This window comes from Levilinea saccharolytica (assembly GCF_001306035.1).
In the GTDB taxonomy this organism is placed as follows: domain Bacteria; phylum Chloroflexota; class Anaerolineae; order Anaerolineales; family Anaerolineaceae; genus Levilinea; species Levilinea saccharolytica.
Genome location: NZ_LGCM01000047.1, coordinates 38,290 through 63,803 on the forward strand (window position 1 = coordinate 38,290; position 25,514 = coordinate 63,803).

Annotated in this window: 26 protein-coding genes; 9 read left to right on the forward strand and 17 right to left on the reverse strand. The window is 60.0% G+C overall.

The features are described 5' to 3' along the window. Positions 1-12 precede the first annotated feature (12 nt). Positions 13-435: an FmdB family zinc ribbon protein gene (locus tag ADN01_RS14255; protein ID WP_062417799.1), complete on the forward strand. Its 423-nt coding sequence runs from the start codon at positions 13-15 to the stop codon at positions 433-435. 9 nt (positions 436-444) lie between these two features. Here the strand turns inward: ADN01_RS14255 and ADN01_RS14260 are convergent, their stop codons facing one another. Beyond that, positions 445-1,713: a hypothetical protein gene (locus ADN01_RS14260; protein WP_152974026.1), complete on the reverse strand. Its 1,269-nt coding sequence runs from the start codon at positions 1,711-1,713 to the stop codon at positions 445-447. A gap of 231 nt (positions 1,714-1,944) precedes the next feature. Between ADN01_RS14260 and ADN01_RS14265 the strand changes: the two genes are divergently transcribed. From ADN01_RS14265 to ADN01_RS14290, 6 genes are all read left to right on the forward strand, one after another. Then, the gene (locus ADN01_RS14265; RefSeq protein WP_062417797.1) at positions 1,945-3,348 is read left to right on the forward strand and encodes an efflux RND transporter periplasmic adaptor subunit; all 1,404 of its coding nucleotides are present in this window, start codon (positions 1,945-1,947) and stop codon (positions 3,346-3,348) included. Positions 3,349-3,357: 9 nt separating this feature from the next. Then, a complete protein-coding gene (locus ADN01_RS14270) occupies positions 3,358-4,056 on the forward strand; it encodes an ABC transporter ATP-binding protein (RefSeq protein WP_062417796.1) in 699 nt (232 codons plus the stop codon). Beyond that, the gene (locus ADN01_RS14275; RefSeq protein ID WP_062417795.1) at positions 4,053-5,279 is read left to right on the forward strand and encodes an ABC transporter permease; all 1,227 of its coding nucleotides are present in this window, start codon (positions 4,053-4,055) and stop codon (positions 5,277-5,279) included. Before ADN01_RS14270 ends, ADN01_RS14275 begins: the two co-directional genes overlap by 4 nt. Before the next feature lie 203 nt (positions 5,280-5,482). Continuing rightward, complete coding sequence (recA, locus tag ADN01_RS14280; RefSeq protein WP_062417798.1) at positions 5,483-6,520, forward strand: recombinase RecA; 1,038 nt, start codon at positions 5,483-5,485, stop codon at positions 6,518-6,520. A gap of 33 nt (positions 6,521-6,553) precedes the next feature. Next, entirely contained in the window at positions 6,554-7,084 is a 531-nt protein-coding gene (locus ADN01_RS14285; RefSeq protein ID WP_082389740.1) for an NBR1-Ig-like domain-containing protein, read from the forward strand. Next, on the forward strand, positions 7,081-8,013 hold the full coding sequence (locus ADN01_RS14290) for a C39 family peptidase (protein ID WP_075071221.1): 933 nt from the start codon (positions 7,081-7,083) through the stop codon (positions 8,011-8,013). The genes ADN01_RS14285 and ADN01_RS14290 overlap by 4 nt, the downstream gene beginning before the upstream one ends. On the opposite strand, the gene ADN01_RS14295 is transcribed toward ADN01_RS14290, so the two are convergent. From ADN01_RS14295 to ADN01_RS14310, 4 genes are read right to left on the reverse strand one after another with little or no spacing between them, the layout of a single operon-like run. Then, positions 8,010-8,993: a sodium:calcium antiporter gene (locus ADN01_RS14295; RefSeq protein ID WP_062417793.1), complete on the reverse strand. Its 984-nt coding sequence runs from the start codon at positions 8,991-8,993 to the stop codon at positions 8,010-8,012. The genes ADN01_RS14290 and ADN01_RS14295 overlap by 4 nt on opposite strands. Next, positions 8,980-9,327 (reverse strand): P-II family nitrogen regulator, encoded by a 348-nt coding sequence (locus ADN01_RS14300; protein WP_062417792.1) that lies wholly within the window; start codon positions 9,325-9,327, stop codon positions 8,980-8,982. Before ADN01_RS14300 ends, ADN01_RS14295 begins: the two co-directional genes overlap by 14 nt. 45 nt (positions 9,328-9,372) lie before the next feature. Then, on the reverse strand, positions 9,373-10,485 hold the full coding sequence (locus ADN01_RS14305) for an NAD/NADP-dependent octopine/nopaline dehydrogenase family protein (protein WP_062417791.1): 1,113 nt from the start codon (positions 10,483-10,485) through the stop codon (positions 9,373-9,375). A 19-nt stretch (positions 10,486-10,504) separates the two neighbouring features. Further along, entirely contained in the window at positions 10,505-12,133 is a 1,629-nt protein-coding gene (locus ADN01_RS14310) for a cobalamin B12-binding domain-containing protein (protein WP_062417790.1), read from the reverse strand. A 419-nt stretch (positions 12,134-12,552) separates the two neighbouring features. Between ADN01_RS14310 and ADN01_RS14315 the strand changes: the two genes are divergently transcribed. Next, complete coding sequence (locus tag ADN01_RS14315; RefSeq protein ID WP_062417789.1) at positions 12,553-12,981, forward strand: hypothetical protein; 429 nt, start codon at positions 12,553-12,555, stop codon at positions 12,979-12,981. Positions 12,982-13,079: 98 nt separating this feature from the next. Then, entirely contained in the window at positions 13,080-14,033 is a 954-nt protein-coding gene (locus ADN01_RS14320; protein WP_147239007.1) for a hypothetical protein, read from the forward strand. A 131-nt stretch (positions 14,034-14,164) separates the two neighbouring features. Here the strand turns inward: ADN01_RS14320 and ADN01_RS14325 are convergent, their stop codons facing one another. From ADN01_RS14325 to ADN01_RS14380, 12 genes are all read right to left on the reverse strand, one after another. Further along, positions 14,165-15,244 carry a hydrogenase large subunit gene (locus tag ADN01_RS14325; RefSeq protein ID WP_062417787.1) on the reverse strand — a complete coding sequence of 360 codons (1,080 nt, stop codon included), beginning with the start codon at positions 15,242-15,244 and terminating at the stop codon, positions 14,165-14,167. A gap of 9 nt (positions 15,245-15,253) precedes the next feature. Next, positions 15,254-15,694, reverse strand: coding sequence for an NADH-quinone oxidoreductase subunit C (locus ADN01_RS14330; RefSeq protein ID WP_062417786.1), 441 nt, complete (start codon positions 15,692-15,694; stop codon positions 15,254-15,256). A 22-nt stretch (positions 15,695-15,716) separates the two neighbouring features. After that, positions 15,717-16,223, reverse strand: coding sequence for a 4Fe-4S dicluster domain-containing protein (locus ADN01_RS14335; protein ID WP_062417785.1), 507 nt, complete (start codon positions 16,221-16,223; stop codon positions 15,717-15,719). A gap of 14 nt (positions 16,224-16,237) precedes the next feature. Further along, a complete protein-coding gene (locus tag ADN01_RS14340; RefSeq protein ID WP_062417784.1) occupies positions 16,238-17,149 on the reverse strand; it encodes a respiratory chain complex I subunit 1 family protein in 912 nt (303 codons plus the stop codon). Continuing rightward, on the reverse strand, positions 17,142-17,612 hold the full coding sequence (locus tag ADN01_RS14345) for an NADH-quinone oxidoreductase subunit B family protein (RefSeq protein WP_062417783.1): 471 nt from the start codon (positions 17,610-17,612) through the stop codon (positions 17,142-17,144). The genes ADN01_RS14340 and ADN01_RS14345 overlap by 8 nt, the downstream gene beginning before the upstream one ends. Positions 17,613-17,623: 11 nt before the next feature. Then, positions 17,624-18,784 (reverse strand): proton-conducting transporter transmembrane domain-containing protein, encoded by a 1,161-nt coding sequence (locus ADN01_RS14350; protein ID WP_062417782.1) that lies wholly within the window; start codon positions 18,782-18,784, stop codon positions 17,624-17,626. Between the two features lie 15 nt (positions 18,785-18,799). After that, positions 18,800-20,644: an NADH-quinone oxidoreductase subunit 5 family protein gene (locus ADN01_RS14355; RefSeq protein ID WP_062417781.1), complete on the reverse strand. Its 1,845-nt coding sequence runs from the start codon at positions 20,642-20,644 to the stop codon at positions 18,800-18,802. A gap of 30 nt (positions 20,645-20,674) precedes the next feature. Continuing rightward, positions 20,675-20,950, reverse strand: coding sequence for a MoaD/ThiS family protein (locus tag ADN01_RS14360; protein WP_062417780.1), 276 nt, complete (start codon positions 20,948-20,950; stop codon positions 20,675-20,677). Between the two features lie 87 nt (positions 20,951-21,037). Next, positions 21,038-22,843: an aldehyde ferredoxin oxidoreductase family protein gene (locus ADN01_RS14365; protein ID WP_062417779.1), complete on the reverse strand. Its 1,806-nt coding sequence runs from the start codon at positions 22,841-22,843 to the stop codon at positions 21,038-21,040. Next, complete coding sequence (locus ADN01_RS14370) at positions 22,843-23,322, reverse strand: 4Fe-4S dicluster domain-containing protein (RefSeq protein WP_062417778.1); 480 nt, start codon at positions 23,320-23,322, stop codon at positions 22,843-22,845. The genes ADN01_RS14365 and ADN01_RS14370 overlap by 1 nt, the downstream gene beginning before the upstream one ends. A gap of 206 nt (positions 23,323-23,528) precedes the next feature. Continuing rightward, complete coding sequence (locus ADN01_RS14375; protein WP_062417777.1) at positions 23,529-24,188, reverse strand: response regulator; 660 nt, start codon at positions 24,186-24,188, stop codon at positions 23,529-23,531. A 21-nt stretch (positions 24,189-24,209) separates the two neighbouring features. Then, positions 24,210-25,457, reverse strand: coding sequence for a GAF domain-containing sensor histidine kinase (locus ADN01_RS14380; RefSeq protein ID WP_082142711.1), 1,248 nt, complete (start codon positions 25,455-25,457; stop codon positions 24,210-24,212). Positions 25,458-25,514: the final 57 nt, after the last annotated feature.

Sequence of the window (25,514 nt, forward strand, 5' to 3'; positions counted from 1 at the left end):
GGCTATCCCTTCATGCCAACTTATGATTTCCGCTGCCTGGATTGCAAAGCTCGCTTTGAGGTGTTCCTCACCTATCAGGAATACAACCAGAAGCCTGTGCACTGCACCCGCTGCGGCAGCGCCAATGTTCAGCGCCGCATCAACCGTGTGCGCGTCGTCCGCTCCGATCACAGCCGGCTGGCCTCCATGGCCGATCCCGCCGCCCTGGACGCCCTGGACGAAGATCCCCGCAGCCTGGGGCGCATGATGCGCGAGATGAGTTCCGAGGTCGGCGAAGAGATGGGCCCGGAATTTGACGAGGTGGTCCACCGCCTGGAGTCCGGCCAAAGCCCTGAGCAAATTGAAAAAGAGCTGCCCGAACTGGCCGATGCCGCCGGGGGCATGGGGGACGACAGCGGCATGGGCGATTTTGGCGGTTTCGACGGCGACCTGTAATCCGCCCGCCTAGGGCTGCAAGGCCTTCTGCAGATCGGCGAATTCGTCCATCCAACTGATCCGATTCAAAAATTCCCGCAGCGATCCGCTCTGCGCGCGCAAGGCCCGCACCGCCGGGCCGACCGGGTCTTCTCCGGCAGCCCCCAGGGGGGTATCCGCATAGGCCCCGTGGAAGGCAAAATAGGCTTGATTCAGCCGCCGCAGCACGTAGCCGTTGGCATAAAATACCTGCCGCCGCGCTTCCATATACGCCTCAGCCTCATCCACCTTGCCATCCGCTAACAGGCGGTCCGCCTCCACCCGGGTGATGTGCATCTCCGCGCGAAAATCGAAGGCGGGGGGTTCCGCGGGCGGCTGCTGCGTCTGGGGGGCCGCCGGGGGGGCGGGTGGCGGCGGCACCAGATCGGGGTAATAGCGCTCCAACACACGCAGGCCAATCTCTTTCCCCGCCAGCGAAGCCGCCGTCTCGTTCATCGAGCGCAGTTCCGGCGAAGCATCATAGAGCATGCCCAGCGGACGCAGGGTCAAATAATTGTGAGTCCATTCATGCGCCACTGTATCCGTCAGGTACACCAGGTTGGTGGTCTCCATCACCATCGCGGGGTACACCGCCACCCCGCCGATCTGCACCACCAATGCTGAAACCCCCAGTTCCTGTTCCACGCGCTGCTCCAACGCGGTGATCTCATCCAATCCCATGTCGGGCAGCAGAGAAATATTGGCGTCCTGGCGGATGACCTCCCGCGGCGAAACCACCAACGCCAGCGGCAGCTTGGAAATGCGGTACAGCACCGAAGGCACCGCCTGTTTGCCGTAGGTCAGGCCCATCTCCGCCAGTACCGCGCGGGTTTGAATCTGGAGAATCTCCTCGCTCAAGGCCCCCAGCCGTGCCTGTTCAGCCTCCCGCGCACGCAGCCTGGCCAGCACAGGCGCGGCGGCGGTCTGTGGGTCGCTCACCGAAGGGTCAGCGAAAATCCGCGCGCTTTCCGCCCGCAAAGCCTGCACCTCGCGGGTCAGCGCGGCCCAATCCTCCACCACCTGCCGTTGGGTTTTCTCATCCCAATAGCGCGGCGCACTCAAGGCCCACTGCTGCCCCTTATCCCACAGGGCTGCCAGCATCCAGCCGGCATAATCAAATTCGACCCCGCGGGTATAAGCGCGCACCTGTTCCAGGCGTTCTCCGCCCGGCACCGTGCTGCTGACCAGCACCAGGATCGCCAGGATCCCCGCGCCCAAAATCCGCAGCGTCTGCTGAACTTGCTTCCATATTCGCTTCATGAGTATGTACAATCTTTATACTTTCAATCTACTGACAATCATTCTATTTTCATCCACTTAGTGCTATCATTCTTACAGCAGAATCCTATCTGCGGAATAGTTTATCATAACGAACGCGAGCCAACGCTCAGGAGCCCACCGTTTTAGAAGGTTTTCCCCGAAAACCTTTGCAAAACGAGAACTCTGACAGAAGCTCAGATTCTGATTTTCATTTCTTAAGGATCGTCTCGTATGAATCGTCGCCTCATCTGGATTATCGCTGCTGTGGTTGTGGTCGCAGCCGTCGTCACCGGTGTGATCTTGTACCGCCAAAACCAGGCCTCCCAAAACACGGCCTACCAGACCCTCACCATCACGCGCGGCGATCTCACCGCCCTGGTGGGCGCCACCGGAACCGTGCGCGCTAACCAAACCACCCTGCTTTCCTGGCAGACTACCGGCCGCATTCAATCCCTGGACGTTCAGGTGGGCGATATGGTGAAAAAAGGCGACGTCCTTGCCCAGCTTGACCCGGCTTCACTGCCGCAGAACATCATCCTGGCCCGCGCTGACCTGATCAACGCCCAGCGCGCCCTGGAAGACCTGCGCAATTCAGACGTATCCCGCGCTCAGGCCCAACTGGCCCTCACCCAGGCCCAAAAGGCCCTGGAAGACGCCCAGGAAAATCGCACGAACAAGGATTACCAGCGCGCCTCTCAATCCACCCTGGATCAGGCCCGTGCCAATTACATCGTGGCCCAGAATCAGATGGAAAAAGCCGAGGAAAATTACAACGTCGTTGCCGACCGCCCCGAAGATGACCCCGTGCGCGCCGCTCTGCTCAGCCAGCTAGCCGCCGCTCGCCAATCGCGCGACCGCGCCCTGGCCAACCTCAATTATTTGCTCTCCGCTCCAGACGAACAGGAACTGGCCGAAGCAGACGCCCGTGTAGAAGTGGCCCGTGCCAATTTAAAAGATGCCGAGCGCAATTGGGAACGGGTGAAAGACGGTCCCAACGCCCAGGATATCGCCGCGGCTGAAGCCCGTGTGGAAGCCATACAAGCCGCCCTCCAGCTCGACAGCCTCACCGCCCCGTTTTCTGGAACGATCTCCGCCGTCAATTCCAAACCCGGCGACCAGGTGACCCCCGGCCTAAGCTCCTTCCGCCTGGACGACCTGTCCACCCTGCTGGTGGATGTGGAGATCCCCGAAGTGGATATTAACCGCGTTCAGCTCGGTCAGCCTGCTAAGCTCAGCTTTGACGCCATCCAGAACAAAGAATACAACGGAACCATCACCGAAGTGGGCCGCGTGGGCAACCCTTCGGCCTCCGGCGTCAACTTCACCGTCACCATCGCCCTCACCGATCCAGATGAAAACGTGCGCCCCGGCATGACCGCCGCCGTCAACATCGTGGTCAGTCAGCTTAAAAATGTGCTCCTGGTTCCCAACCGGGCTGTGCGCCTGCGCGACGGTCAGCGCGTGGTGTATGTGCTGCGCGGCGCAGAAACCGAACCGCGGATGGTGGAAATTGAGATCGGTGCCACCTCCGATGTAAACTCAGAAATTATCAGCGGTGACGTGTTGGAAAACGACCGGGTGGTTTTGAACCCGCCCGTCGAATTCCAGCCCGGCCGGCCGCCCTTCGCCCGCTAAGAGGCTTGCATGCAAACCACCGAGTGCCCCGACTGCGTCATTGAAGTGCAAAATCTCACCAAAGTGTACAAAATGGGTGAGATCGAAGTTCACGCCCTGCGCGGCGTATCTTTCAAAATCTTCAAAGGCGAGGTGATTTCCATCATGGGGCCGTCGGGTTCCGGGAAATCCACCCTGATGAACACCCTGGGCTGCCTCGACCGCCCCACCGCCGGGGCCTACTTCCTTGACGGCGAGTTGGTTTCACGCATGAACGACGACCAGTTGGCCAGTGTGCGCAACCGTAAAGTGGGCTTTGTCTTTCAATCCTTCAATCTCCTGCCGCGCATGACCGCCCTGGCCAATGTGGAACTGCCCCTGCGCTATGCTGGTCAGCGGAAAGGCCGCCTGGATATCGCCCGCCAATCACTGGAGGCCGTCGGCCTGGCTGACCGCATTTACCACAAACCCACCGAGCTTTCCGGCGGCCAACAGCAGCGCGTGGCTATCGCCCGCGCCCTGGTCAACGATCCTGCCATTCTCATGGCCGACGAACCCACCGGCAACCTCGACTCAAAATCAGGCAAAGAAATCATGGAACTCATTCTGCGTTTGAACCAAACCCGCGGAACCACCATCATCATCGTCACCCACGATCCCACCGTCGCCGCTCAAACTCAGCGCGTCATCCGCCTAAGCGACGGCCTGCTGGTGGAGGAATCCGCATGAACTTCTGGCAAGCCATCCTCGAGGCGCTGGAAAGTGTCACCGCCAACAAAATGCGCTCCGGGCTTACCATCCTGGGCATTGTCATCGGCGTGGCCGCCGTCATCGCCATGTTGGCGGTGGGCGACGGCGCCCAGGCCAGCATCACCGGCTCCATCAGCGGCATCGGATCCAACTTGTTGTTCGTCTTCCCCGGCAACCGTCAGGAAGAAGTCCGCTCCGTAGAGCCGCTCACCCTGTCCGATGCACAGGCCCTGGCGGATGTCTTTCAGGCTCCCGCCGTGCAGGATATCGCCCCCGTCATCGCCGATAATTTGGAAGTCTCGTACGGCGGCGAGCGCCGCCGCGTATCCATCAACGGCGTCACCCCTTCCTATCAGCCGGTGCGCAGTTACGACCTGCTGGAAGGCGAGTTCATCAGCGAGGATCAAATCCTCGGCAAAGCCTCCGTGGCCCTCATCGGCGTGGATGTGGCCGACCGCTTTTTCCAGCGCCGCGAGGCCATTGTGGGCGAAACCCTGCGCATCGAAGGCCAGCCCTTCCGCATCATCGGCGTCTTAGCTCCCAAAGGCGGCGGCTCTTTTGGCAGCCAGGATGATGTCGTCCTCATCCCCTACACCACCGCCGAAAGCCGCCTCATCCGCCGCAGCCGCGATCAAGTGGATGTCATCTACATTCAATCGGTGGACGCCGACTCCGTCACAGATGCTGCCGATCAGGTCACGCAAATTCTGCGCGCCCGCCACCGCATCACCATCGGACCCAACGACTTCACCGTTTTCAGCCAACAGGATTTCGTGGAAACCGCGCGCACCATCACCGGCGTGTTCACCATCTTCCTGGGGGGCATCGCCGCCATCTCCCTCCTGGTGGGCGGCATCGGCATCATGAATATCATGCTTGTCTCCGTCACCGAACGCACCCGCGAAATCGGCCTGCGTAAAGCCCTGGGCGCGCGCCGGGTGGATATCCTCATCCAGTTCCTGACCGAATCCTCTCTTCTGTCTCTGTTTGGCGGCATCCTCGGCATCGGCCTGGGTTGGCTCATCGCCTACATCGTCGGTCTGATTGCCCAGGCCAACGACACCCCCTTCACGCCCATCGTCGGCCTGCAAGCCATCCTCATGGCCACCCTGTTCTCCACGGCCGTAGGCCTCTTCTTTGGCATCTACCCCGCCAACCGTGCCGCCGGATTGGAGCCTGTGGAAGCTCTGCGCCACGAATAGCCGCCGCCCGGGGCTTGCCGTACTCTCCTCATAAATTCCTGTGGATCAGCACTTGACCAACGGAACAAATGTACTATAATTGAATTGATTATACCCGCGCTTGTTGTGGGCTGCCGCCCTCTTGGTTCATTAAGGAGAGTATCATGGCTCGTAAATCTTCTGCATCCGCCGCCCAACCCCTTCCTAACGATTCCGGTTCCGGTATGGATGAAGCTCGCCGGGCAATGCTGGACCGCGCCCTGGGCGAAATTGTCAAACGTTACGGCGACGGCGCCATCATGCGCATGACCGACCACCACCTGCATGTCGAAGCCATCCCCACCGGTTCTCTTTCGCTGGATCTGGCCCTGGGCGTCGGCGGCATCCCCCGCGCCCGCATCACCGAAATCTACGGGCCTGAGTCCTCCGGTAAAACCACCCTGTGTCTGCACATTGTGGCCGAAGCCCAAAAAATGGGCGGAACAGCCGCCTTTGTGGACATGGAACACGCCCTCGACCCCGCCTATGCCGCCCGCCTGGGCGTGAATCTGGATAACTTGCTGGTTTCACAGCCGGACACCGGCGAACAGGCCCTGGAGATCACCGAAACCCTGGTGCGCTCCGGCGCGGTAGATGTGGTCATCATCGACTCGGTGGCTGCCCTCGTGCCCCGCTCGGAAATCGAAGGCGATATGGGCGACGCCACCATGGGTATGCAGGCCCGCCTCATGTCGCAGGCCCTGCGCAAACTCTCCGGCGCCATCAACCAGACCAAAACCTCGGTCATCTTCACCAACCAGCTGCGCCAAAAAATTGGCGTGATGTTCGGCAACCCCGAAACCACCCCCGGCGGCCTGGCGCTGAAATTCTACGCCTCCGTGCGCCTGGATGTGCGCCGTATCCAATCCATCAAGATGGGCGCAGAGGTCATCGGCAACCGCGTGCGCGTGCGCGTGGTTAAGAATAAGGTCGCTCCGCCCTTCCGCACCGCTGAATTTGACATCATGTACAACGAAGGCGTCTCCAAAGTTGGCGACATCATTGATCTGGCCACCCAGCTCGATATCGTTATCAAACGCGGCGCTTTCTATTCCTACGGCGATATCCGCCTGGGCCAGGGCCGCGAGAACGCCAAAGAATACCTGCGCCAGAACACCGAGCTGTCCAACGAAATTGAACTGGCCATCCGCCAGCAGTCCCTCTCCGGCGAAATCCCCCTGGTGCTCAGCGGCGGTGAGGAAGAAGACCTCGGCGACGAATAACCCTCTGGCATAAACCTTGCTATAATACGCGGTATGAGGAATCACTCTGCCGCGTATTTGATTCTCGTGACCTTGCTGTGCCTGACGGCTCTGGCAGGCTGTGTCAAACCCACCCTGCCCGCCGACCCCGAGGCTACCCAGCCGCCCTACCGTCCGCCCACGCTGCTGCCTTCTGCCGCCCCGCCCACCGCCACCCCCAACGCGCCCACGGCCGCCTCCCCCGCCAACTGCAGCGATGTGCTGGCCTTCCGCTCCGACCTCACCATCCCCGACGGCACGGTGGTGGCCCCCGGCTCGACCATGGACAAGCGCTGGGAAATTGAAAACACCGGCACCTGCAACTGGAATGAGAATTACACCCTGCGTCTCATCGCTGGCCCCGCCCTCGGCTCTGCTGAGCAGCAGCCCCTCTTTCCAGCTCGGGCGGGTTCCCGTGCCGAAATCCGCATCCTTTTTACCGCCCCCGATGAAACCGGCCCCTACCGCTCTGCCTGGCAGGCGCATAACCCGGCCGGAACCCCCTTTGGCGACCCCATTTACATAGACATTCTCGTCCAGCCGTGAAATCTTCTGCGCCCGCAGCCTTCCCAGGGGCTGTTTTGATCTTGCTCTTACTCGTCCTCTGCCTGGCAGCCGTGCTGGGTCTGGCGGCGGTGTATGCTGCGGGCGGCCTGCCCCTGGCCTTGCCGGTGATCTCCCCCCTGCCGTCGGTTGCCGCTCTCCCCTCAGCTACGCGTACCCCTTTTCAGCCCGATCTGCGCACGCACACGCCCTTCCCCAGCCGCACCGCCACCCCCACCGAAACGCCCACCCCCAGCCATTCGCCCAGCCCCACCCCCACTGAAACGCCCACCGCCACCCCCACGGCGTCTTTCACCCCCAGTCCTCTGCCGCCCACCGCCACCCCCACGCTGCCCCCACCGCCAGAGAGCGCCTCGGTGGGCAGCATCATCGGCTATGCCCAATCCTACACGCTGGACTGCGAAGCCCGCTCGGCAGCCGATTTGGCCGCCTTCTTCGGCCTGCAATTCAACCACATGAGCTTTCAGAACAGCCTGCCGCAGAGCGATAACCCCGAAACCGGTTTCGTTGGCCCCTATTGGGGCGCGCAGGGCCGTCTGCCGCCCGAACCCTACGGCGTGCACGCCAAACCCGTTGCCCGTCTGCTGCGCGAATTTGGCCTGAATGCCCGCGCCCAAACGGGCCTCGACTATACCCGTTTACAGCAGGAAATCGCCGCCGGGCGGCCGGTGATGGTGTGGGTCATCAACCACACCCTCAACGGCTCGGCCGTTTCCTACACGGCTTCGGATGGTGAAACGGTGCTCGTTGCCCCCTTTGAGCATACCGTCTTGGTCATCGCCTACACGCCCGATTCCGTCACTTTGCTGGACGGCGAGATGATCTACACCCGCTCGGTGGACCAGTTCTTGTCCTCCTGGAGCGTGTTGGGCTACCAGGCCGTGCTCGTCCGCGAGCCGCCGCTGCGTTAGCCGCGCAAATACAGCAGGTACATCCCCCCAAAATACAAAAGGATCAGCGCCAGCGCATCCAGCTCAATCACCCACAGCTTTTTCTCCAACTTGGCCAAATTGCCCACTACGCCGATGCCGGTCATCAGCAGGCCTAGCATGGCCACCAGCAGGAAGGATGGGTCAATGGCCGCCAGAAAACGCCCTTGCGTAAAGAACATATCGGTCAACCCAACGGCGAACATATTGAACATATTGCTGCCAAACAAGTTGCCGATGGCCATGTCGGTGGCGCCAATCTTTGCCGCCGCCAGAGTGGTCACCAATTCCGGCAGAGAAGTCACCAACGCCACCAGGGTGGTGCCGATAAAGGTGGTCCCCAGGCCGGTCAGCACTGCAATTTCATTGGCACTTTCCACCATGATGGGCGTTACCACCACCAGAGCGGCCGCCGCCAGCCCAAAACCAATCAAACCTGCGCGCAGGCTGGGCAGTTTCCCATCCACCGGCAGGTCCTCTTCCTGAGTTTGGGGGGCAGGGGCGGCGTTTCCCTGAATGATGCGCACCGCTACCACATAAAACCCTAAAATCAACAGGCTGTCCACCCCCACCCATCCGATGGAGAGGTCCAGATTGGCCAGCATGAAGAAGGCCACCATGCCGATCATCACCATCGCCAGGCTGCCCGTCAGGGCGTGTTTTAGCAGCGCCTTGCGCAGGATACGCTGGTTATGGTTAGCCATATCCAAAACCGCCAGTAAGAACATGTTAAAGGTGTTGCTGCCCAGTAAATTGCCTGCCGCCAGGTTGGGCGTATTTTGCTGCAGCGAGCTAATGGAAGTCAGCACCTCTGGCAGTGAGGTCGCCCCCGCCAGCAGCAGCACGCCGATGAACATCCCGCTCAGGCGCGTACGAATGGCGATCACATCGCCGTATTTGGCCAGTTGGTTGGCAGCCAGCACAATTAAGGCCGCTGTCACGATGAATTTAATCCATACCATGCTCAACCTCGCCTGATGGGATACCCTTCGAGAATGTGATCGGCCAGGCCATCAGGACACCGGTGTTGGGGCCGTTCAAATCGCCCACAATGCTTTCCACCGCCGCCAAACAGGCTTTGACCATACCCTCATTCTGGACCGCCACAAATAAAGTGATATTCCCTTGTTCCACCAGACTCTCAGCATAGGCGTAGCGCATGGGGATATGTTTGCGCCGACGGTGCAGCCCGGTGCTTTCCACAATCGTCGCACCCGTCACACCCTGCTCTGCCCAGGCCTCTAAGACCGCATCCAGTTGATGCGGGTCATCTAAAACAAGCATTACCATAAACATCGTTTCACCCTCCGTGTCGGTCTAGCCCTAATTTCAAGCCCAATTTTACCCCCCTTCCAGGATTCCTTCGTTGACATAAGCCGTCAATTCGCCCACACTCAGGTTATCAATCCCCAATTTATCAATCGTGCGCCCACGCCGCCAGTAATCGGTGCGGTGGATGATGGACGATACGCGGATGATGGAGTCCATCCCGCGCACCGACACGCCGTAGCGCTGACCCAACGAAGCGATGGGCACCAGGCTCATGGGCACATCTTCAAAGATGTAGCGGTGGTTCAACGTGGGCGGGGCTTTGATGCCGTAATAGCCCGGCTGATTGTGGACAGCCTCGTGCAGATCCTCGCCGGTGGCATCGTAGGCCAGTTTCAGCCATTCCAAAGCCGTGCGTGCGCGGATCCCCAGCGAAGAAGCCACCGTCACCCGCTCGCGGTCCAGAGCCTCCAGCACGCGCGCCACCGAAGGAGTGACCCCGTCAATATAGAACTGATAATCCCCGTGAGTGGCCTCAATCCAGCCGGAGTTCAAAATCGTCAGCGCCGGATGGAAGATCGCGCCCATATTGTTCAGCCCGGTCTGCAGGACGTTGCCGCCGTCGATGTACTGCGGGTAAGCCTCGTGAATACGGTCTAAGACCATACGGGTGCGGTTGGCGGGCAGCGCCGCCAGGGGCACCGCCTCTTTGATGCGGAAGATGCGCGCCTGGGCGGGGCCGTCAGAGCGTGAGGCATAGATGAAGGTCTCCGCCTCGGCAATGGTCACATCTGCCGAACAGTTATTTTCGCGCAGGATCTTAGCGAATTCAATCGCCCCGCAGGTGCGCCCCGGGTGCAGCACCACAATCTGCCCGTCGCGCAGGTGCGGCGCGCATGAGCGGGCGATATCGGCATGGGCTGAAGACGGCACCACCACCATGATCATTTCGGCTTTTTCCAAAGCCTCGGCCATGTTGGAAGTCACACCCGCCAAACGGCAAAAACCGCGGATGCCTGCTTCCGTACTTTCTAGATCAAGACCGCTCAATTCTCGAATCGCGTAGATATGATCCGCCGTGCGGTTATACAATGTGGTTGGAAAGCCCATCAAAGCCAAATGAGCAGCCATAGCCTTGCCGCCGTGTCCAGCCCCGATGACTGTATAGTGAGTTTTCTGTGTCATGTCCTTGCTCCTTCCATCCTCAAATTAAACCAGCCAGGCGAACCTCTTCTGAAATCGGCTGGCCGTCATCCCCCACCGCCACACAAGCCCCCTGCACCACGCGGGTCACCACCCGTCCGCGGCCAAAGGGATTGTTTCGCAATTGCGGCGCATCCAGAATGCCCATGCGCACCGCCCGCCCCAGGGTTTCGGGGCAGGTCCAGGCGTCGCTCACGCCGGGCATGGCCGCCGCCTGAATGGCCCGCAGCGTCACCTGCGCCTCATCTGCCAAAAACGCCGCTCGCTCCTGCACCTTGGGGTCCAAGCGCATATCCGGCGCGCCGCGCACAGCGTTTTCGATCGTCCGGCGCGCCATGCGGCAGGCTTCCACCACATCTTCGGCCGTGGCCGCGTGATCGGCTTCCGTATGCCCCACCACATGCACAATATGGGGCTGCAAAGCCATTTGCACATAGATGCTGGCTGCCAGGTGGGCGCGTGCCGCCGCGGGGTCCAGCGGGTAACTCAGCAGGCCCGTGCGCGTCTGCCGCCAGATGCGGAAATCCGGCCCGGCCAGCGGTTCAATCAGGCGCAGCACCGCCAGCATCTTGGCCAAATCCATCGCGTCCGACACCCCCGGCGGGCTGTTGAACATCAACTGGGCGATGTAATCGCGCACCCCGAAGGCGCGTGCGTTGTAGGCCGCCAGGAAGGCCGACACCACATACACCACATCCGGTGCATCGCGCATACCCCAATGGTGGGGCTCATTCAGCTCCACCGGCAGGCCGCGCTGACCGTACCAGGCCATCACCGCCTGATGCTCGCGGATCGAGCCTTCCAAATCCCACGGCCCGCGCCCGTCCATCTGGTTGAACCAGAACAGCGGGATGGCGCACCAGGCGATATGGATGGTATCTATGTACATTTCAGCCAGGCGGATAAAATCATCCGTGCCCGAATAGGTGCGCAGCAGTGGGAAGTTCCCCCGGCGGCTGGCGGCGTACAGGCTGGCGTAATCGCCCGGGCTGCGCACCGGCACGCCGCCCGCCCCCTTGCGCCGCGGGTTTTGGCGTTCGGGCCTAAAGAAGTTCTCCTGGGCATCCTGGTCAATCCCCAGCGAAATCACATCCACCAGCCCACTTTCCGCGATGTGCTCAATCCCTTCGCGGGTGTCCTCCAGGCTGGCCAGGCCAAAGTGATGGCGAATGAGCGGATAGGGCGCCTTCCACAGGATGCGCTCCACCGCAGTTTGCGGCGGCTTTTCCTGTTGGCCGCCGCCCGCCCCCTCACCGCGCAAATACGTCAGCACCGCTTCGTCCGCCTCGCCGCCCTGAAAGATGCGCTCAAAAAAGCCCAGCTTTTCGGCCCGCTCGGCCACCGGCGGCGTGCCCGCAAAAGCAAAGCGCACCCCGCGGCTGTGCAGCTCATCGGCCGCCTCGGCAAATTCACCCAGCAGGCGCTCGCCTGTCTCCGGCGTCAGGCGGTACGACACACCCACCAGCGCCGCGTCCTCTTCTTTAGCAGCCTTCAGCACCACCTCGATGGGCACAGCCGGCCCCAGAAAAACCGTACGCCACCCGGCCAATTCAGCCAGGCGCAGGAAATTGCTCACCCCGGCCACGTGCACACATTCCCCCAGAGCCGCCGCAACAACCGTCTTTTTCATCATGACCTCCTGAATTCAAAAGAGCAGCCACTCACCGGCTGCTCCTTGATCTGCTGCGCTTGCTTCGTCCGTAAGGAAGCGCCTTACCCCCTCAAGCAAGCGTTGAAGATCCAACCGGCAAAAAGTTCATGCGTGCTTCCAGAAAGAGAAGAAACCGCTGCGCACCGCCATAAAACCCGCGTCCGCAGGCCCGGGGTGGGTCTGGAACCCAGGTCATCTGGAGACCTGTACAGCGCACGCCAGCGTGAATCACGGTCTGCATCGTTAGTACCATACTCCCTATTGTATTCGATTTTAAGTGGTACAGACAACCAAATCAAGTCCTCAATTGCAAATTGATAATAAAAATTGGATGCAAAATAATTGAATCAGGGGTATGGTAAGGGTAGGGGCAAGTGCTGCCCCTGAATGGAGGAAACATGCCCAAAAAAGGAAAACTCACCCAATTACTGGCCATCCTCGGCAGCATCTTCGCCTGGCTGCCGCTGCTGGCCCCCGTCTTTTTCTCCCTTGGCCGCCTGTTCAGAGGCGGTTCTTTCCTGTTTGATTATCTCATGCCCGCGGAGTTGTTCCCCGCCGCCCTGCTGGGCGGGGGCTTGCTGCTGTGGGCCGCCATCCGCGCCCGCATTTACCGCGAGTGGATTGGCTGGAGCCTGTTAGCCTCCATCCTCCTTCTGGTGGGCAGCCAGGCTCTGGCGGTAGCGACTGGCATAGCCTCTGGCCGCACGCCCATGAGCAGCCCCTGGTTCTATGCCGTCATGGCCGGGCTGATCCTTTTCATCCTTGCCCTGCTGATCACCGCCGTCAGCGGTGTGCGCCTGGCGCGGGAGTTGTTCAAGAAAGCCTGACGGCCGCAAGCCGCAATGGCCCGATACCCTCTCTGTTATGAGGGCTCGGAAGCACGCAGGTGTTCTTATCGACCTGGCGAAGGACAGAACATCCATCCATGACGAAACCATTTGCACTGGAGTTTGCCCCCCTGAGCACACGGCACGGCTGGATGGACTGCTGGCTGATCATCCACGGTGAGCGGCAGCAGGTGTACACGTCCAGTGTTTTTCCCCCATTCCGAGACCTGTTGAAATTCGCACGGGCGGTTGCGGTCAATCAGCTGCCCCATAAGTTCAACTGGGAGGAAGAAGGCCCCTGGATCGAATTTAAAGCGTTCCCAACGGTAGGCAGCAGCGAGAATTTTCAGTTGGTCATCGAACGAAATCGAACCCCTCTGCTCACAGCCGAACTCAATCGGATGGACACGGTGGAAATACTGGTGGAGCAGCTGCGCCGGGTGGCCCTGGACTGCCCCGGCGCCGAAAGCGAATGGGCATTCCCCTATTTTTTGCTGGAAGAATTTGAACGCGAATGGGCCCAGGGGTTCACACGAGAATCAAGCAGCAGCGCCGTCACTCCGGCGCGGTTTGTGTTTTACCCGTGCGGCGGGTACGGCGGTGTCACGTCTCCCGCTTTTTGTGTATGGTTAGGAGAAGCTCACGCTGTGGTGATGTTGATGGAGGATGACCGCCGCTGCTGGCGGGCATGGTTTGAGATGCTGGCAAGGATCCGCAGCGCAGATTTTCCTTTTGACTACAATTTCTACGACATCCACCATGCCGAAGATCCCCAGGAAATGGCTGCGGAAGAGGATCCCTGGCCGTGGACTTTTGGGCTGACCTTCTGCGCCGAAGCCGCCGACCTGCCAGAGCATTTCCGGCTGCGGGTTCAGACCCAAGGTGATGAAATGGAGCCCACGCTGATCTGTGATGTCACCGCCGACCGTCAGGCTTTTGTGAATGAATTTATCCGTGCTTTCAAAGAATTCTTAAATACAGACTATTTAGGCTTTCTCGAAAATGGGGAGCTGCGGTGCGATTTGCACAGTCTGCTCCCCGAAATAGAGTAAGATGTTCTGCGCTCCTTGCTACGCAGCCCAGAAGCTCAAGTCCATTTTCGCTGCCCTACAAAACGAACAGTCCAGCCAAATCCAGCCAGGGTAAGCCGCCCGCAGTCTGAACTCATTTTCTCCAGCAGCTCTCAACGGTCTGTGCAGGAACAGCACGGATCCACCGAAGCCTGAATAATGGCCATATCGCCCAGCGCCTGGCCGCGCGCCATGGCCCGGATGGCAGGCAGGTTCAAATCAGATGGGGTGCGGATCTTCACCCGCGCCGGGGTGTCAGAACCGTCGCTTTTCAGGTAATACACCACTTCGCCGCGCGGCGCCTCGACCCGCATCATGGTTTCACCCGGCGGGACAACGGTCACCAGCTCGCTGGGGCGGATCGGTCCGCCGGGCAGCTCCAACAGCGCCTTTTCAATCAGCCGGCAGCTTTCCAGCATTTCCAAAGCGCGCACCACCACCCGCGCGGTCACATCGCAGCTGTCCTGAGTCACAATCTGGAATCCCAAATCTTCATACGCCGCATAGGGGAAATCCTGACGCACGTCAATGGCCAGCCCCGAAGCGCGGGCAATTGGTCCCACCACGCCGTACGTCACCGCCTCATCCCGCGTCAGAATGCCTACTCCGCGCGTGCGCCCCAGGATGGTTCGGTTTTGGGTGAAGATGGGAATCACCGTTTTTTGAATGCCCTCGCGAATGGAACGCACCGCCCGAAGAACCCCCTCTGGGTCGGTGATATCGCGGTTCACCCCGCCGATGCAGTTCATGGCATAGTTCACGCGGTTGCCTGAAATGGCTTCCAGCACATCCATCACCTGTTCCCGCAGCGCATAAATCTCCATGAACATGGTTTGAAAGCCAATGTCCTCCGAGCCAATGCCCGCCCACAGCAAGTGTGAATGCAGCCGTTCCAATTCTGCCATGATCGTGCGGATGAAGCGCGCCCGATCCGGCACCTGCATTCCCGCGATCTCTTCGGCGGCCATGCAAAAGGTCAGGGTGTGGATGTTGGAGCAAATACCGCACACGCGCTCCACCAGCACCAAATCCTGAATATAATTGCGCCGCTGGGCCAGCAGCTCGATCCCGCGGTGAACAAAACCCACCTCAATGGTGACGTCTTCCACAATTTCGCCCCTGCTTTGAATGCTGAGTTTATATGGCTCTTCTAAGGCAGGGTGATAAGGGCCAATGGGAATTCGAAAAGGCATCGTAATCTCCTAAACCATCTCACCGCGGGCAGCTTTTCCAGCCGCGCCGCCCGGTTCGCGATAATATCCAGCCGTCAATTTTGACGGGCGCAGCAGCGGCTTTGGATCGGGGTGGCCGTCAAACACCACCGCGTACAGATCCATAATCTCGCGCTCAATCCAATTCGCCGCCGCCGTGATGGGCGTGATCGTGGGCAAATGATTCCCCTGTGTGCAGGTTTTGATATGCAGACCTTGTTTGCCGCAAATCCAATGATAAATCACTTCGGTCTCACCGTTTGGCAGTGCCAGCGCGGTCATGGTGCTCAAACGGGCCTCCGCCGCCAACAAAGCCTGAGCCGCCGCCCGAACATCCACCGCCGGAGCCTGCAGCCACAGCTCATGCTCCGACCGCTGCTCCCATGCTGCTCCTGCGATCTGTTCAATTTGTATCCTCAAGGTTTCGTTCATGGCTTCACTCCAAGCACACAGCCTACCTGCCAGTAAATCCGCGTTTCACCGCCTCGCTGGTCACTTTCTTGCGGCAGCGGGTACATAACCGATTCAAGGCAGCCATCTCCGTCGGAACCGGAAAACCGTACTGTTTTTCCAACACCGCATCCGGCAGCGGGATCATCTCTGCCCCGCAGCGCGTGCAGGGGAAGGTTTCAATCTCATGCCGGGTTAGCTCCAGGCTGTGCACCAACAGCTGAGGGGTCGTGCCAAAAGACAGCGCATCGGTCGGGCAGCTTTCCACGCAGCGCCCGCAGTAGGTGCACTGCAGCATCTGATACTGCCAGGCCGCTCGCCCCAGCTGACTGCGGTCAAACGTGATCGCCCCCGGCGAACACACATAAGCGCAGGTCTCGCAGGCCACACATAGATTGGTCTCATGCACCAGATCAGCCCGAAAATTCTCAGGGACCGGCACCAAATCATCTGGCCGCCGTGTATGTGCGCGCTGCACAAAGTTATTCCGGATCAAATTCCAAATATTCATCTGCGCTTCCTCCCTTATAACAGGGCTGCCAGAACCACGCAGCCCAGGGCAGCCAAAGCGCCCCAGGTCCAATAAAAACGGAACGCGCGGTGAATTTGCAGTCGGGCTGTCGCCGCGGCCAACACACTGGTGATGAGCACCAGCAGCAGTCCAGCGGCCAAATACAAAACCAGGTTTAGGCCTGCGCTGGGCAGCCGCGGGATAAACAGCACGCTGAACAAAGCCCCTACCGCCACAAATTCCAGCCCGTGCGCCAGCTCAAACAGCGCCAATGCCGGGCCGTTGTATTCCACATGCGGGCCAGCCACAATCTCTTGCTCGGCGTTGGGGATGGAAAATGGGTTGCTCTTCAACCGCGCCGGTACGGCCAAAATAAACGCCGCGGCCGCCAAAACATGCACCGGTCCAAACGGCAATGCCAACACATCCACCATCCTGAAACTGTCCGCCTGGATGGCCAAAGCCGAAACCGCCGCAATAAAGGGCAGCGAATAGCCCAGGATCAGGGCCGCCTCTCGCGACGAACCAACCTGCCCGTAAATGGAGCGCGAGGCGAAACCAGCCAAAATATCGCAAAAAGCCGGCATTTCCATCAGGTACAGCACCAGAATGAGATCGCCGGTGAAAGAGGCGTTTAGCCCGCCCGGCAGCGGCATAACAGCCAACGCCAGGGTAATGGAAATCACCGCGGCCAGCGGCAAACCGTAATACAACAGCGGAGCCGTGCCCGCCGGAACCATCGAACGCTTTCCCAGCAGCTTGACGAAGTCAAAAAACGGTTGGTAAAACGGCGGGCCAAAGCGGCGCTGCATCCTCGCGATCAGCGCACGGCTGAGCCACAAATACAGCCAGCCCAACAGCGCCCCCGCCAGCAGGCCCGGCCAAAGGAAATAGGCTGCCAACCCCTGGATCAGTCCGTTACTCATGGTGTTTCTCCTTATGCCAGCGGCCGGTTTTGCCTTCGGCCAGCAAATGCGCCGCTTCCTGCACCCCGGCCAAAATCGCCTGGGGGCGCGGCGGGCAGCCCGGCACAAACACATCCACCGGAACCACATGCAGCACGCCGTCTTCCACAGTGGGGCTGCCGGCAAACACGTTGCCCGTAGCTGGGCACGAGCCCACCGCCACCACCGCCTTGGGCTCGGGGATTTGCGCGTAAATGCTGCGTACTGCATCAGCACTGCGCAGGGTCAGCGGGCCGGTGATGAGGAGGATATCAGCATGTTTCGGGCTTCCCTGCCGCAGCGCCCCGATCTGTTCCATATCGTAGCGCGGTGAAAGCAGCGAACCGATCTCAATGTCACAGCCGTTGCACGACCCCGCGTTGAGCACATACACCCAGGGCGAGCGCCGCCGGGAGAGCTTTAAGATTGAAGAAAAGAGTCCCATCGTGCATACTCCTAAAATGCCAGCAGCCAGGCTGGAAACAACCCCAGCACAATCACCCCAACCGTCAGCAGCACCATCGTCAGACGCACGGCTTTCGGTTCGCCGCTCACCGCCTGGTGCTCATCCGCCGGTCCCAACCAGACGAGGTGGATTGCGCGCACGTAGTACAGCAGGGCTAAAACGGTCGCCGCTGCCATCGCCAGCCCCAGCCAAATGCCGCCCCATGCCACGCCAGATAGATACAGCCGCCAACGTCCCGCGAAACCGATCATGGGCGGCACTCCAATCATCCCCAGCGCCCCCACCACGAAAGCCGCCGCTGACCGCGGGAACCGGCATCCCAAACCGCGGTCAGCGAGTGTGACGGCGTGCCCCAACCCATTCTCGGCCGTGCCCACCGCGCTGAACAGCAGCAGCTTAAATAAGGCGTGCGCCGCAGCCCCCAACAGCGCGCCGCTGATGCCAATCTCTGACCCCACTGTTACCCCCAACAGCAGGTAGCCCATGTCGTCCAGGGTGGAAAAAGCCAGCAAACGGCGCAGGTTTTTCTGTCCCAATGCCAGCAGCGCGCCGACGAACATTGAAAGCAGCGCCGCTGCCAACCACACGGCCTGATGCTGCTCAAACACCCACGGCATCGCCTCGCGGAAATGCACCAGCTCGCGAAACGCGGCAATATCCACCACCGAGATAATCAACACCAGGCTCATCGGCGCCGCATTTTCAGCCACCATTGGCAGCCAAAAATACACCGGAACCAGGGCCAGCTTCAACGCAAACCCCACCAACAGCAGGGCGCTGACCACCTGATCCAACGGGTAAACCGGTTTTACCCCGCCTGCCAAACGCTCAGCCAGCAGCAAACAAAGCACGGCTGCCAGGGTCATCGTCAGGTACAGCCGCCCCGCCCTGCGCGCCGCCGGAGAGCGGTCTGCCAGGATCAAGCCCACGGCGCACAAAGCGGCGGCGTCCAACAGCAGCATACTCGCCGTGCCAGCCCCAGCCAGCGTACTGGCCAGGGTAAGCCCCACCACGGCCACCGAAAGGACCCACCAGCTTGCTCCCCCCTGGGGAATGGCGCGAGCGTACACCCAAACCGCCGCCGCAATCAGCGCAAACACAACGCTAAAGATCCACATCCAATTTGTGCTCACATCCGCCAATGCATTCATGCCAGGCTCGCTCCTTTACCAGATCCACATTGCGGCCGCCAGGAGCAGCGCACCTACGATCCAGACCAAAACAGCGCGGTTTTCAAGCCCCCTGGCTCTGTCCGCCGCCCATCCAGCCGCCGCCTGCAGCCCGCGCCAAACGCCCATATACAGCGGGTCTGGGTCCAGTAGACGATACGCATCGCCAAATGTGGTGCCTGCCAGCTCCGAAAAATCCACCGCACCAACGCGGTCTCCTTCGGGCAGCGGGTCGCCGCCGGTGAAAACCGGCACATCACTGCTGCGTGCCCGGCGGGTCAGACGGTAAAAAACCCAGCCTGCGCCAAACGCCAACACCGTGATCCCAGCCGCGGCGGTGGTCAGGAGCGTCATCGCCCCCGTCTGCAGACCCAGCCAGGTCACCTCCACTGGCCAGGCCATGCCCAGACCTTGGCCTGCCGGAACCACCAGCCATTTCATCAGCAGCTGCGGCGCAAGGCCAAAAACCAGAGCCAGCACCGCCAGGAAACCCATCCCCGCCAGCATGGTTGGAGAGGCGTCGTGGATGTCTTGCCCCCGAAGTTCATCCGGCAGCCGCCCATAGAAAACGCTCACGGTGGCTTTTAAGATATAAAAGGCGGTAAAGGTGCTCACCAGCCAGGCCAGCAGAACCACCAGGCCCTGCCCCGAAGTCAGCGCCGCTGAGTAAAGCAGCCATTTAGCCACAAATCCATTGGTCAACGGCACGCCGATGATGGCCGCCGCCGCCACCAGCCAGATGCGGTGCGTGCCCGGCATGCGCTGCTCCAACCCGCCCAACTGCCGCATGTCCCGCGTGCCGGTCGCGTGCTGCACGGCGCCCGCGCATAAGAACAACGTTCCCTTAAAAATTCCGTGACTCAGGCAGTAAAACAGCCCCGCAGCGATGCCGGCTGGCGTACCCAACCCCAACCCAGTGAGGATATACCCCAACTGGCTGATGGTGGAATAGGCTAACAGGCGCTTCAGATCCGTTTGCACCAGGGCAAACAGCGCCCCCACAATCATGGTCACACAGCCCAACGCCATCACCGCCGAGTTCCATTCCGGCTGCCAGCCGCCAAAGGAATACATGCGCGCTGCCAAATAAATCCCGGCCTTCACATAACAAGCCGAGTGCAGCAGGGCCGATACCGGTGTGGGAGCGTTCATCGCTTCCGGAATCCAGGTGTGCAGCGGGAAAATGACCGATTTGGCCATCGCCGCAATCAACATCAAGAAAAAGACCGCGCCGGTAAACGCGCCGCTCATCTCCGCGCTGGTCCATAAGAAGCTGCCTGTGGACTGATACACCAACAAAATCGCAATCAAAAAACCGTACCCAGCAGCATGGGTGATGATTAACACCTTGCGCGCCCCCACAGCAGCCTCTTTGCGCTGATACCAGAAACCGACCAGAAAGTAAGAACACAACCCGATGATTTCCCAGCACAGGTAGGCCACCAGTAAATTGGCCGAAAACACCAGGCCCACCAGCCCGCCGATGAAAGCTAACATCAGGCCGTAAAAACGCGTGGTACCCGTCTCTTCATGCGCCATGTAGGTGATGCAGTACAGCAGAATGGCAGAGCCAATGCCCGTGGCCATCAGCGCGAAAATCAGGCTCAGCCCATCCACATAAAGCGCCAGCCCAACGCCCTCATCCCACCACCCCAGGTCAAACTGCACCGCTTGGCCGCCCTGGATGGATGGGATCAACGCCAGCACGGCCCCAAACGCGGTCAGCCCAGCGATAAACGCCAGCCGGCCTTTCCAACGCCTGCTCAAAATCCGGCCTAACGCCAGTTCCAGCAGGATCCCCAGCAACAACGCTGCAAACGGAATGACCACCAGAGTTCTCACATTGCGCTCCTGAAGTAATCAGATACAAGCCTAACCGCCGGCGACCGGCGGGAATATGCAAATTTCATCCTCGGGCGAAAGCGGAGTATCCACCCAGGCCCCATCCCGGATATCTTTCCCATTGATCAGGATAATGGCGATGGTGGATATACCGCCCTCCGGCGTGCGGATCCAGCGCGAAAAACCTGGGCCGTAGCGCTGACACAAAACCTCTAACAGGTCGCCAATCGTGGCGGCGGGTTGGCTGTAGTGCTCGGCGGCTGTGTGGGTGGTGTCGCGTAAATAAGCAAAATACTTAATTTTCATCGCCAACTGCCATCCAGACGCAACCCCTCTTCCGGAGAAACCGGTCGAGGGGTTGCTTGAATTCATCCGCAATACCTGGATGCCGTCTTAGGCCAGCCCCAGGGTTTCCAACCGTTCAGCAGAGGGAACACCGTTGGCGTCCCACCCGCGCAGATCATAATATACGGGCAGCATTTCATTCAGGTGGCTGACTTCACCCTTCGACGGTCCCGTTTTGATCGGCTCATGCAGCAACCGTTCCGGCAGCACATCGTCATTGCTGCTTAAGCCGGCCGCCAAATTCCACATGCGTTCCAGGTTCCAAATGCGCTCGCCGGCTTTCATGAAATCGGCCGTGCTGTAGGGAATGCCCGTCGCACCGCTCAACAAAGCTGCCAGTTCATCCCCACCAATGCCAAAGGTGGCAAACAGGCAGGCGCCGGTCGAGTCCAGAGCTGCAGTCAGGTTCTGGAAGGTGATCACCAGGTCCGGCTTGCCTTCGGTGGTGTGCTGATCCATCTTCACCGGGTTGCCCAACACCTCCACGGCGATGGTATAGCCGCGCACGTGGCAGCCGCCGCGGTTGCTGGTGGCGTAATGCAGACCAATACCCTGCACACCGCGCGGGTCATAAGCCGGCATTTCCTGTTTCTTGCAGGACATGGAATATTCCGGGTGGCCGTAAGCATCTGCCAAACGCCAGGAGCCGTCCGCCATCTTATCACCGAAGCCTTCACGGTTGCCCATCATCTTTACCAGCTCAACCATCACCTCAGCGTTCCCAAAATTGAGCGGGATCCCGCCGGTATCCTTGAGAGTGATGATGCCCGCCTCGTACAGATCCATCGCGCAGGCAATGGTGGTGGCAGTCGAGATGGTGTCCAGGCCGAGATCGTTGCACAGGAAATTGGCTTTGATGATCGCGTCCAAATTATCAATGCCGCAGTCCGCCCCAAAGCCCCAGGCGCTTTCGTATTCAGGGCCTTCGCCTTCACCTGCGAATTTGGGATTGGTCACCTTGGTGGCGCGCCCGCATTCGATGATGCAGGAATGGCAGCCGCGCGGACGAAGCAGGTTATTGGCCGCCAGCGCCTCGCCGCCCGTCTTATCGGCGGTGGGGAAATACCCATCCTGGAAATTGCGGGTTGGGAGCGAGCCAACGCTGTTGAGGATGTTCACCAACACGTCTGTACCGTAAGCCTTCAGGCCCGTGCCGCCCACCGGATGCGCTTTGATCTTGGCCGCAGCGTCTTTGGCTGCCGCCGCAAAGGCGTCTTTATCGGCAACGGAAACCCCGCCCGTGCCCACGACGGCGATGGCTTTCAGGTTCTTAGAGCCCATCACGGCCCCAACGCCCGAACGCCCAGCCGCACGCCCCATTTCGTTCATCACCGAAGCGATGAAAGAAAGCTTCTCACCCGCGGGGCCAATGCAGGCTACCTTTGCGTCCTCATCCGTCTCCGCCCGCAAAAGGTCGGTGGTTTCAGGCACTTCCTTGCCCCAAAGGGCGCTGGCGTCGCGCAGCTCCACCTGGTCATTGTGGATCCACAAGTACACCGGAGCAGGGGCCTTGCCCTCGAAGATGATCATGTCGTAACCCGCATACTTCAGCTCCGGGCCAAACGAACCGCCCGAATTAGAAGCAGCGATGGCGCCCGTCAGCGGGCTTTTGCAGACCACATCGTAGCGGCCCACATTGGGCGCGAACGTACCGGTGAGCGGGCCGGCGGCAAAGAACAGTTTATTCTCCGGCGAAAGCGCGTCAATGTTGGGGTCAACTTCATCGAACAGCATTTTCGCAGCCAGGCCGCGTGCGCCGATGAAAGCGCGGGCGGCTTTCACATCCAACGGTTCTTTTTTAATCGTGCCGTTGGTCAAATTCACTCGCAGAATCGTACCCGTCCAGGCGTTCATTAAGCCACCTCCTGGAATGCATCCTTAAATTTCTTTGCAAAGGATTTCTTGCGCGCGCGGGTGGAAACGGTCACATCCACATACTCCAGCGCATGGTTGGGGCAAACCGCCACACATTCCGGCGCTCCGGCGCAGGTGTCGCACTTAAGAATCTTGTTGGTCACCATATCGTAGCTCGCGTTGCCAAACGGGCAGGCCTGCACGCACATGCGGCAGCGGATGCATTTGTTGACATCGTATTCGACCACGATTGTGCCGTCCGGGCGGTGCATTGCGCCGGTCGGGCAAACCGCCACACACGGTGCGTCATCGCACTGTTGGCAGAGCATGGGAACCGAAAACTGCTCGCGTTCCCAGTTATACACATGAACGCGGCTGGCCGAAGGGCGCGCCTCGCCTTCGCGTGTAAACGCGCAGGCCAAAACGCACATATTACAGCCCGTGCAGCGTTCGGGGTAAATCATGATCACCTTTGACATTGATCAGCCTCCATTGGGATGCATACAGAAAGCAGGCAGTTTTTTTACCTGATATCTACGCATTCCATTATAGGAAGCAGCCCCCCGGCTGTCGTCCGGACAAAGGCGAGTTTATGTCCTGACAAAAGGATAAATTTCCAATGATTGGACTAAACTTTCGTTGACTCCCCCGGTTTAATTCACAGCTGGTAAATTCCGATAGATCCTTAATAAACGCCGTGATCGGCCGAATTCTGCCCCACCAGATGGTGCTGCACGCCGTAGGCAATCGCCTCAGCGCGGCTGTTGACCCCCAGCTTCGAAAGCACCCGGCTGACATGATATTTGACGGTTGACACCCCCACCACCAACACCGCAGCAATCTCGGCATTGGTCTTGCCCTCCAGCAGCAGTCGGTACACTTCCCACTCGCGTTCCGTCAGTTCCTGATGCAGCGGGGTGGCGCCCTTTTGCTGAATCAGCGTCGTGGTCGCCTCGCTCGAAAGAGTGGTTTTCCCACTTTTGGCCGCGCGGATGGCCTCAGCCAGTTCGGCTGCCTGGGCGCTTTTGAGCATATACCCCACGGCTCCGGCCTCCAACACATCCTGAACGAGCTGGGTATCCAAAAAACTGGTCAAGGCAATCACCTGTGTATGCGGGCAGGCCCGCCGGATCGCGCGTGTGGCCTCCACGCCCGACATCCCCGGCATCATCAAGTCCATCAGCACCACATCGGGACATTGAACGGCGCAAAATTGCAGCGCCTCCTGGCCGCCGGCAGCCTCCCCCACCAGATTCAAGTCTGGAAACGCCAGCAAGAACAGGCGCAGCCCGCCGCGCACCACCGCATGATCATCCACTACCAATACAGAAATTCGCTCGCTCATTCCAACCTCACCCGAACCATTTTACCAAACAATTTCCACCCGAGTGCCTGCCCCGGGTTGGGTGTGAATGTCCATGCGGCCGTTAAAGCCGTCCACGCGCTCCTGGATAATGCGCAAGCCCATGTGATCGCTGGTGACGGCTTTCTGATCGAAGCCGCGCCCATTATCCACCACCACCAGCCGGACGCATTTTCTGCACTGACGGCAGTGCAGCTTGGAAAGCTTTCTCTGCGGATCAGGGTCGGCGTGTTCCAGGATCACCTGCACCTCAGAGGCCTGGGCGTGCTTTTCAATGTTATGCAGCAGCTCCTGGGTGATGCGGTACAGCCCAATTTTCACGTCTGCCGGCATCTGGCACTCAAAGTGCTCGGCCCTGAGGCTGGCCTTTACCCGCGTACGGCTGGAAAAGGCATCCACTTGATGCCGCAGCAGGGTGAAAATATCCGCCGAAAGCAGCGCCTCGGGCCGCAGCTCAAACAACAGCATACGCATCTCCGCCAGCGCCCCGCTGGCCAACTGCCGCACCTCCTGCAGCGCCATGCGGCCGTTGGCCTCGTCCTGTTCCCACAAAACAGGCAGCGCATCCGCAATCAGCGAAGCCGAGAACAACGTCTGCGTCACGGTATCATGCAGGTCGCGCGCCAGGCGGTCGCGTTCCGAAAGGACAGCGGCCTGCGCCAAACGCTCCCCCATACGCGCATTCTCAATCGCCAGCACCGCCTGATCGCTGTAGGCGCTGGCAATTGCGATATCTTCGTCATTAAATTGCTGGGGGGTGTCGTAATACAGGTCCAGGGTCCCATACACCTCGCCCCTGGGAAAGATCATCGGCACCGCCAGCAAAGCGCGGTAATGGGTGGAAAGCTGGAGCAGAATCGCCTCGCTGTCCTCATCCAAAGCCAGGTTGCGGTTTTTCAGACGCTGGTTTACATCACAAATCGTCATCGGCTTGCGCATCACCGCCGCGTTGCCGGTGGCCAAACGGCCAAAGGGAATGCGCGCCAGGCGGACATAGGTATCGCTCAGGCCTTCCTGAGCCTGAATTTGCATAATCCCGCTCTGATCCACCGGACGGTAAATCGCCACAGCCTGTGCAGAAAGCACCTCGCGCGCTTGATGCACGATAAACTGCAGAATTTGATCCAAAGACCGGTTCGAATTCAGCACGCGCAGCGTCTCGCGCAGACTGAGCGCCACACGGTGTTCACGTTCCAGCCGAAGACTTCGGCTGGCTGTGTCCAAAGGGGATGGGGGGAGCATGCTTTCCATTGAAGGTATTATAGAGGACAAGTCCGCAAGGGGGTATGGATAGAAATAACCCTTTAG

Bases quoted from the DNA above. Each gene is read 5' to 3' on its own strand.
- ADN01_RS14255 (WP_062417799.1), top strand. From the start codon at position 13: ATGCCAACTTATGATTTCCGCTGCCTGGATTGCAAAGCTCGCTTTGAG.
- ADN01_RS14260 (WP_152974026.1), bottom strand. From the start codon at position 1,713: ATGAAGCGAATATGGAAGCAAGTTCAGCAGACGCTGCGGATTTTGGGC.
- ADN01_RS14265 (WP_062417797.1), top strand. From the start codon at position 1,945: ATGAATCGTCGCCTCATCTGGATTATCGCTGCTGTGGTTGTGGTCGCA.
- ADN01_RS14270 (WP_062417796.1), top strand. From the start codon at position 3,358: ATGCAAACCACCGAGTGCCCCGACTGCGTCATTGAAGTGCAAAATCTC.
- ADN01_RS14275 (WP_062417795.1), top strand. From the start codon at position 4,053: ATGAACTTCTGGCAAGCCATCCTCGAGGCGCTGGAAAGTGTCACCGCC.
- recA (WP_062417798.1), top strand. From the start codon at position 5,483: ATGGATGAAGCTCGCCGGGCAATGCTGGACCGCGCCCTGGGCGAAATT.
- ADN01_RS14285 (WP_082389740.1), top strand. From the start codon at position 6,554: ATGAGGAATCACTCTGCCGCGTATTTGATTCTCGTGACCTTGCTGTGC.
- ADN01_RS14295 (WP_062417793.1), bottom strand. From the start codon at position 8,993: ATGGTATGGATTAAATTCATCGTGACAGCGGCCTTAATTGTGCTGGCT.
- ADN01_RS14300 (WP_062417792.1), bottom strand. From the start codon at position 9,327: ATGTTTATGGTAATGCTTGTTTTAGATGACCCGCATCAACTGGATGCG.
- ADN01_RS14305 (WP_062417791.1), bottom strand. From the start codon at position 10,485: ATGACACAGAAAACTCACTATACAGTCATCGGGGCTGGACACGGCGGC.
- ADN01_RS14310 (WP_062417790.1), bottom strand. From the start codon at position 12,133: ATGAAAAAGACGGTTGTTGCGGCGGCTCTGGGGGAATGTGTGCACGTG.
- ADN01_RS14315 (WP_062417789.1), top strand. From the start codon at position 12,553: ATGCCCAAAAAAGGAAAACTCACCCAATTACTGGCCATCCTCGGCAGC.
- ADN01_RS14320 (WP_147239007.1), top strand. From the start codon at position 13,080: ATGACGAAACCATTTGCACTGGAGTTTGCCCCCCTGAGCACACGGCAC.
- ADN01_RS14325 (WP_062417787.1), bottom strand. From the start codon at position 15,244: ATGCCTTTTCGAATTCCCATTGGCCCTTATCACCCTGCCTTAGAAGAG.
- ADN01_RS14330 (WP_062417786.1), bottom strand. From the start codon at position 15,694: ATGAACGAAACCTTGAGGATACAAATTGAACAGATCGCAGGAGCAGCA.
- ADN01_RS14335 (WP_062417785.1), bottom strand. From the start codon at position 16,223: ATGAATATTTGGAATTTGATCCGGAATAACTTTGTGCAGCGCGCACAT.
- ADN01_RS14340 (WP_062417784.1), bottom strand. From the start codon at position 17,149: ATGAGTAACGGACTGATCCAGGGGTTGGCAGCCTATTTCCTTTGGCCG.
- ADN01_RS14345 (WP_062417783.1), bottom strand. From the start codon at position 17,612: ATGGGACTCTTTTCTTCAATCTTAAAGCTCTCCCGGCGGCGCTCGCCC.
- ADN01_RS14350 (WP_062417782.1), bottom strand. From the start codon at position 18,784: ATGAATGCATTGGCGGATGTGAGCACAAATTGGATGTGGATCTTTAGC.
- ADN01_RS14360 (WP_062417780.1), bottom strand. From the start codon at position 20,950: ATGAAAATTAAGTATTTTGCTTATTTACGCGACACCACCCACACAGCC.
- ADN01_RS14365 (WP_062417779.1), bottom strand. From the start codon at position 22,843: ATGAACGCCTGGACGGGTACGATTCTGCGAGTGAATTTGACCAACGGC.
- ADN01_RS14370 (WP_062417778.1), bottom strand. From the start codon at position 23,322: ATGTCAAAGGTGATCATGATTTACCCCGAACGCTGCACGGGCTGTAAT.
- ADN01_RS14375 (WP_062417777.1), bottom strand. From the start codon at position 24,188: ATGAGCGAGCGAATTTCTGTATTGGTAGTGGATGATCATGCGGTGGTG.
- ADN01_RS14380 (WP_082142711.1), bottom strand. From the start codon at position 25,457: ATGGAAAGCATGCTCCCCCCATCCCCTTTGGACACAGCCAGCCGAAGT.